Raw genomic sequence first — 6877 nt, 5'->3', positions numbered from 1 at the left:
GCGCCCCGGTCGTCGTCGAACTCTCGCTCGGCGACACGGTGAACGACCGCGTGCGGTTCGCGCGCGAGCGCGCGGAGCTGTGACGATGGCGCGAGCCCGCGTCCGCGGCATCTACGCGACGGCGCTCACCGCGCGCCTGCTCGACGCCGGCTACGAGGTGGTGGACGCCTCGCCGCCGATCCGCCGGCGGTTCGACGCCGAGTTCGGGACCGAGCCGCCGACCGTCCGGATCGGGACGAGCGCGGACCGGCAGGGGGTCGGCGCGCACGGCGACGCCGGCGCGCTCGGCGCGGTCCGAGATCTCCTGACCGACGCGGGCCGCGACGCGCTCGCGTGGCCCGACCCGACGCCGCCGGGGACCGTCCTCGACGGCGAGGTGACGGAGACGCTCGGCGGCGGCGCCGTCGTCGACCTCCGAGTCGGCGGCGGGCGAGTCGGCGGCGAGGGCGGCGACGTGACGGGCACGCCCGCCGCGGCCGTCGAGGGGTACCTCCCGTACGGGGCCGTCGACGCCCGGGTCGAGACGGGGGACGCGGTCCGGGTCCAGGTGCGCGAGTCGGCCGCGCCGTGGACGGACCGTCGCCCCGAACTCGCCGGGGAGTTGCGGGTCGGCGGCGACCTCGTCGCGCTCGAACCGGGGTCCGGGACGCGGGTCGACGCCCGGGACGACGAGGCCGCCAGAGAGCTGTCCGGGATGCTCGACCTGCTCGACCTCGAACCGCCGACGGGCTGGCGGGCGGTGTGGCAGCCCGCTGCCGTCGACGCCGACACGGAGGCGCTGACCGCGGGCCTCGACGCGGCCGTCGAGGCCGCCGAGGGGCTACGCGCGGCGATCGGAGCGGACGACGAGAGTGGAGTCGACGACGGGACCGGAGACAGGCTCGGCGTCGTCAGCGACCGGAGCCGGCTCCGCGACGCCCCGCTCGCCGCGCCGAACGCCGGCGTCTGGGTCTGGTTCGGCCGCGAGAGCCGGTCGGGACTCGACGACGCGCGGCGGACCGCGACCGCGACGATGCCCGGCCACCACCGCGTGAAGGCGGGGTCGGCGGACGCCTCGGCCGGCGTCGACCTCGCGGAGGCGCTCTGCGACCCCGCTCCCGACGCCGAGTTCCCGTTCGCGGTCGTGGCCGACGCGTTCGGCCCGCGCGAGGGCGACGCGCTCCGGATCGACCACGGGAAGCCCGACGGCCGGCTGATCACCCTCGGCGAGGGGACGGTGACGGGAGTCGACGCCGACGGGACCGTCACCGTCGAGCGCGAGATGACCGGCGGGGGGACCTACGACGGGCTCGGCGTCGACCGCGAGGCCGGCGACGTCGCCGAGACGAGCCTGAAGGAGGGGCGCTGGTGGTACCCGACGACGTACCGCGGCCGCGACGGGACGGTCCGCGGGACGTACGTCAACGTCTGTACGCCCGTCGAGGTGTTCCCCGACGCGGCCCGCTACGTGGACCTCCACGTCGACGTGATGAAACACCCCGACGGGACGGTCGAGCGCGTCGACGACGAGGAGCTGGCCGAGTCGGTCGCGGCCGGCCACACCCCCGAGGCGCTGGCCGAAAAGGTGCGGAGCGTCGCGTCGGCGCTGGAGAACGCGCTGTAGAGGTGGATCGGCGGGCGGCGGTCCGGGCGCCGAGGCGCGTCGACTCGGTCGTTTCGAAATCCAATCACTTCGATTCGTTACAATAGCATTATTATTCATCGCATACACGCTGCGGACGGAATGTGTGAGAAACGATCACAGCAAACGTTTGACGGCGCGACGCGGCGGGGGTTCCTCGGGAGCGTGGGGGCGCTGGTCGCCGCCGCGGCCTACTCGCGAGACGTGTCGGCCGACGACGCCGCGCGAGTCGACAACGAGGCGGACGACCCGGTCCAGACGGTCGAGTCGCCCGATGGATCGATCGCGGTCACGGTCGACGTCACCGGCGGAGCCCCGACCTACGAGGTCGCTCGCGGCGGCGAAACGTACGTCGGACCGTCGACGGTCGGGTTCGACTTCCGGAATCAGCCGTCGTTCGGCGCGAGCGCCGACGGGGAGTCGGGCCCGGTGACGGTTACGGGCACCGAGCGCGAGTCGGCGACCGAGGAGTGGGAGCCGGTGTGGGGCGCGTACGAGGAGGTGTCCGCGGAGTACCGCGCCCTGAGCGTCGGGCTCGCCGACGCCGCCGGGGACGCGGACGGGTCGGGCGCCCCCGCGGCGGACGCGCGGACCGCGACCCTCCAAGTGCGCGCGTTCGACGACGGGGTCGGCCTCCGGGTCGTCCTCGGGGAGGGGTTCGCGAGCCACTCGGAGAAGGCGGTGATCGACTCGGAGAACACCGGCGTCGACTTCGCGGCCGACTACGACGCCTGGTGGATCCGCAACGAGGTAACCAACCCGCGGTTCGAGCAGGAGTACGCGGAGACGCCGCTGTCGGAGATACCGGCCGGGAGCCGCGAGACGCGGCCGACGGACACGCCGACCCGGACCGGCGCGCACACGCCGCTGACGGTGGACGCGGGCGACGCGTACCTCAGCGTCCACGAGGCGAACCTCGACGACTACGCGGCGGCGACGCTCGCGCCCCGCAGCGACGACGGGGGGACGGCCTTCGCGACCGAGCTCACGCCGCTGCCCGACGGGTCGAGGGCCTCGCTCGACCTCCCGGCGGCGACGCCGTGGCGGACGGTACAGGTCGTCGACCGGCCGGGCGAGCTGATCGAGTCGCAGCTCGTCCCGCTGCTCGCCGACCCGCTCGACGAGTCGGCGCTGCCGACCGCGGGCGGCGAGCCGGACGCCGACTGGATCGAGCCCCGCAAGTACGTCGGCATCTGGTGGACGATGATCGCGGGGCAGGCGAACTGGGAGTACAAGTCGGACGACGAGATCGCCGGGAACGACGGAAATCCCGCCGCGTACGTCCACGGTGCGCGGACCGAGCGCATGAAGCGGTACATGCGCTTCGCGAGCGAGAACGGGATCGACAGCGTGCTCGTCGAGGGGTGGAACGAGGGGTGGGACACCTATCCCGGGGACGGCACCGGCTTCGGCTTCGGCGTCGACGACTCCTATCCGGACTTCGACGTGCCCGAGGTGACCGACTTCGGCGCGTCCCTGCCGGACCCCGTCGAGATGACGATCCACAACGAGACGGCCGGTAACATCCCGCAGTACGAGGCCGCGATCCTCGACGCGGACGTGTTCGCGGGGTACGAGGCCGAGGGGATCAACTCGATCAAGAACGGGTACGTCTCGGACCCGGGGCTCGGCATCGACGGCGACGGCGCCGAGCCGACCCACAACCAGCACAACCAGCTCGCGGTGAACCACCACCGGCTCGCGATCCGTGAGGCGGCCGCGAACCGTCAGCTGCTGGAGATCCACGAGGGGATCAAGCCGACCGGCGAGATCCGGACCTACCCGAACGTGGCGAACCGCGAGGTGGTGAAGGCCCAGGAGTACGACGGGTTCGGCCAGCTCGGATCGAACGTCGGCCGCGACCACCACGTCACGCTCCCGTTCACGCGGAACCTCGCCGGCCCGGTGAGCTTCCAGCCGGGTATCTTCGACGTGACCTTCGGCGACGACCGCGGCGACCAGGTCCAGACGACCCGCGCCAAGCAGCTCGCGATGTACCCGACGTACCTCAGCGGCCTCCAGATGGCCGCCGACCGGATCGAGGGGTACGTCGACGAGACGTTCGAGGTGGGCGAGGGGCTCCAAGCCGCGGCTGGCGAGCGCGACGGACTGGTGACCGACGACACGTGGCGGGACGCGTTCGGCACGAACCACGTCGCCGTCGACCCTAACCGCGCACCGAGCGGCTCGTCGGTGACGTACGTCGTGCGCGGCGTCGAGGAGCCGGGGACATACGACCTCCACCTCCGGTACGCGAGCGCGCCGGAGGAGAACGCGCAACGCGTGATCGACGCCGGCGGGCCGCGAGCGACGCTCCGCGTCGGCGACGCGAGCCGGACGATCGAACCCGACTCCACCGCCTACTGGGACGACTGGCGGGTGTTCACGACCGGGGTGGAACTCGACGCGGGCGACACCGAGATCGCGGTCGAGCTCGACTACGAGGACGGCGGAGACGGGTTCACCGGCGACGTGGGGGGATTCAACCTCAACGCGGTCGCCGTCACCGAATCGGGCGAGCCCTCCCCGATCCCGGCCGAGTACGAGGGGTACGTTCCGGAGAACGAGAACTTCGACGCGAAGCCGGAGTTCTCCTTCATCGAGTCCGTTCCGGCCGCCGGCTGGGACGAGACGCGCGTCGTCGGCGCCGCGATCGGCGACTACCTCGCAATCGCCCGCCGGCACGGCGACGAGTGGTACGTCGGCGTCATGACCGACGGGGCGGGCCGCGCGGTCAACGTGCCGCTCGACTTCCTCGCACCCGGTAAGTCCGGGGACGCGCCGGGGCACGGCAAGGGTGGCGGAAAGGGGAAAGAGAAGGGGAAGAATAACGCGAACGGCGGCGGCCGCGACGGCCCGAAGTACGTCGCGGAGATCTACTCGGACGCGATCGGAGGAGGCGTCGACGCCGACCCGACCGGGGTCCGGATCGACGAGGCGATCGTCACCCCGAGCACGACGCTGCTCGCGTCGCTCGCGCCGAGCGGTGGAACTGCTGTCAGGTTCCGTCCGGCGCGGGGCCGCGAGATCGGTCGACTCCCGGAGTACGAGCGGCCAGAACAGGACATCTCGATCGAGATCGCGGAGGAGGCCGACCTCGACGAGTCGTTCATCGCGGGGACGGGGTCGAACGACGCCGGGTTCGTGGGCGGCACGAACGTCGAGATCGTCGTCGACGGCGAGGTCGAGACGCTCGCCAACGTCCGGCTCCCGCCGAACGCGACGGACGAGACGGTCGAACTCGGCTACCGGATCACGGCGATCGGCACCTACGACGTCGCCGTTCGCGACCCGGAGACCGACGAGGAGCTCGCCGCGGAGACGGTTACCGTCGCTCCCGGCGACGTCGTCGCCGAGCTGACCGACCCGAAACGCGACGACGACGGACCCGGCGAGTACGTCTACCCGACGGACGGTGCGTTCCGAGACGGCGCGTTCGATCTGCGCTCATTCCGCGTCTTAGAGACCGAGAAAGAGTACCGGTTCGCATTCGGGGTTGAGAACCTCTACGACGCGTTCGGCGGCGACTTCTCGCCGCACTACTTCCTCGTCTACTTGCGCGATCCCGACGCGAACGGCGGCCGCACGAGCGCGCTGGACGATCTCGGGCTCACCGCCGAGTTCGGCGCGCCGTGGCAGTACCGGATCGACGCTAGCGGCTTCGCGAAAGGGATCACCGACGCCGACGGCGGAGACCTTGGCACGCCGGAGGTGTTCGTGAGCTTCGAGTCGAACACGGCCGTCGTCTCGGTGCCGAAGTCCGCGGTCGGCGGCGACATCTCTGGCTGGGAGGTGGCGCCGGTCGTCGGCTCGGAGGACCGCGGCAGCTTGCGCGCGGTCGCCGAAGAGGCCGGGACCTTCGTCTTCGGCGGCGCGCGCGAGGGCGCGGCCGGGAACGCGCCGCGGGTCGTCGACCTCGTGACGCCGGACGGCGTCTCGCAGGCCGACGCGCTCGACTACGGCCCCGATTCGCTCGCGTCGCTGCCGTTCACGTCGCTATAAGAGAGGCGGCGGAATCGAGAGGCCTCGCGGCGGGACGGCCCGCCGCGTTCAGAAGTGATTCGCGGAGTCGGTCTCGTGGCGGAGCTCGCCGCCGCGACCGCCCTCGACCGTCGAGGCGCCTTGATCGCCGGAGGAGGCGGTCCGCACCGTCACGTTGTCGACCTCGTCGAAGTCCATGATGAGGTCGCGGCGGATGTTGTCGGCGGTGATGTTCGAGATACCGCAGCCGGAGCAGGTGCCGCCGAGCTCGACGACGACCTCGCCGGTCTCGGGGTTCGCCTCGCGCACGACGCTCGTGCCGCCGTGCATCTGGATGATCGGCATCTGTCCGACCATCCACCGCTCGACCCGGTCCGCGAGGCTCTCGTCGCTCTCGTCGCTCATTATCCCTAATACATCGCCGACGGTATGGAAAGTTGCGGTTTAGGAGCCGTCGGGCGCGTCGAAAGGAACTGTGTCATCGTCGATGAGACGGAACGGCGGCAGCCGAGCGCGCTATCGCTCCCCGTCGTCGCCCGAGTCGGCCGCGTCGCCGGACTGGCTGGGGAGCCGCGTGGGGTCGGCCGGGTCGTCGCCGTTCAGCGAGTCGTCGCGTTCGAGCACGTACAGCAGCGGCCCGAGCGCGGTCAACACGAGGACTCCGGGTAGGGGCGCGTCGGGAACCGCGAGTAGCGTGACGAGGCTCGCACCGCCGGTGAGCACGACGAGCGCGGCCCACGCCGCCGGCGAGCCGAGGTCGACGCCAACGCGCGCGGCGTCGCGGTAGACGGCCGCAGCGATCAGCGCGACGACGACGCCTCCGCCGCCCCCGACGAGGGCCGTGGTGACGGACATACGGCTCGTTGGACCGAGACGCGAAAAAGGGTGTCGCGAGCGAGAAGGACTGGGAACGAGCGCGGAATCGAGAACGGGTGGGAGAGTCGAGACCAAGAAACGGGCCTACGGCGCCTCGCCGGTCTCGATGCTGAAGGAGTCGCGCGGGTACGCGACGCAGGTGAGCGTGTAGCCGTCGTCGATCTCGGCCTCTTCGAGCATCTGCTGGTTGTCGTGCTCGACGAAGTCCTCGGAGGGGCCGTCCGCGATCTGCCCGGCACAGGAGACGCACTGGCCCTGTCGGCAGGCGTACGGGAGGTCCCACCCCTCGTCTTCGCCCTGTTCGAGGATGGGCTCGTCGTTGGAGAGCTCGACCGTCTCGCCCTGCTTGACGAACTCGACCTCGTAGTACTCCACCTCGTCTTCGGGGATGTCACCGGG

Annotated in this window: 5 protein-coding genes and 1 pseudogene; 3 read left to right on the top strand and 3 right to left on the bottom strand. The window is 71.5% G+C overall.

Annotated features, from left to right (window positions below; translation table 11 throughout):
• The 3 genes and pseudogenes from B9H04_RS19765 to B9H04_RS16915 all read left to right on the top strand — a co-directional run.
• Positions 1-83, top strand: a pseudogene (locus tag B9H04_RS19765) (DUF7532 family protein); the annotation flags it as partial.
• 2 nt (positions 84-85) lie between these two features.
• Positions 86-1603, top strand: coding sequence for a DUF402 domain-containing protein (locus B9H04_RS16920; protein ID WP_049932865.1), 1518 nt, complete (start codon positions 86-88; stop codon positions 1601-1603).
• Positions 1604-1723: 120 nt separating this feature from the next.
• A complete protein-coding gene (locus B9H04_RS16915; protein WP_394334724.1) occupies positions 1724-5623 on the top strand; it encodes a glycoside hydrolase family 97 catalytic domain-containing protein in 3900 nt (1299 codons plus the stop codon).
• Positions 5624-5671: 48 nt separating this feature from the next.
• Here the strand turns inward: B9H04_RS16915 and B9H04_RS16910 are convergent, their stop codons facing one another.
• From B9H04_RS16910 to B9H04_RS16900, 3 genes are all read right to left on the bottom strand, one after another.
• Entirely contained in the window at positions 5672-6007 is a 336-nt protein-coding gene (locus B9H04_RS16910) for a NifU family protein (protein ID WP_049932866.1), read from the bottom strand.
• Positions 6008-6118: 111 nt separating this feature from the next.
• A complete protein-coding gene (locus B9H04_RS16905; protein ID WP_049932867.1) occupies positions 6119-6457 on the bottom strand; it encodes a hypothetical protein in 339 nt (112 codons plus the stop codon).
• 105 nt (positions 6458-6562) lie between these two features.
• A partial coding sequence (locus tag B9H04_RS16900; RefSeq protein ID WP_139835143.1) for a 2Fe-2S iron-sulfur cluster-binding protein occupies positions 6563-6877 on the bottom strand: 315 nt, incomplete at its 5' end.

Origin of the sequence: Halorubrum ezzemoulense DSM 17463 (assembly GCF_002114285.1) — an archaeon.
Taxonomy (GTDB): domain Archaea; phylum Halobacteriota; class Halobacteria; order Halobacteriales; family Haloferacaceae; genus Halorubrum; species Halorubrum ezzemoulense.
This window is presented reverse-complemented; position numbering and strand designations above follow the sequence as displayed.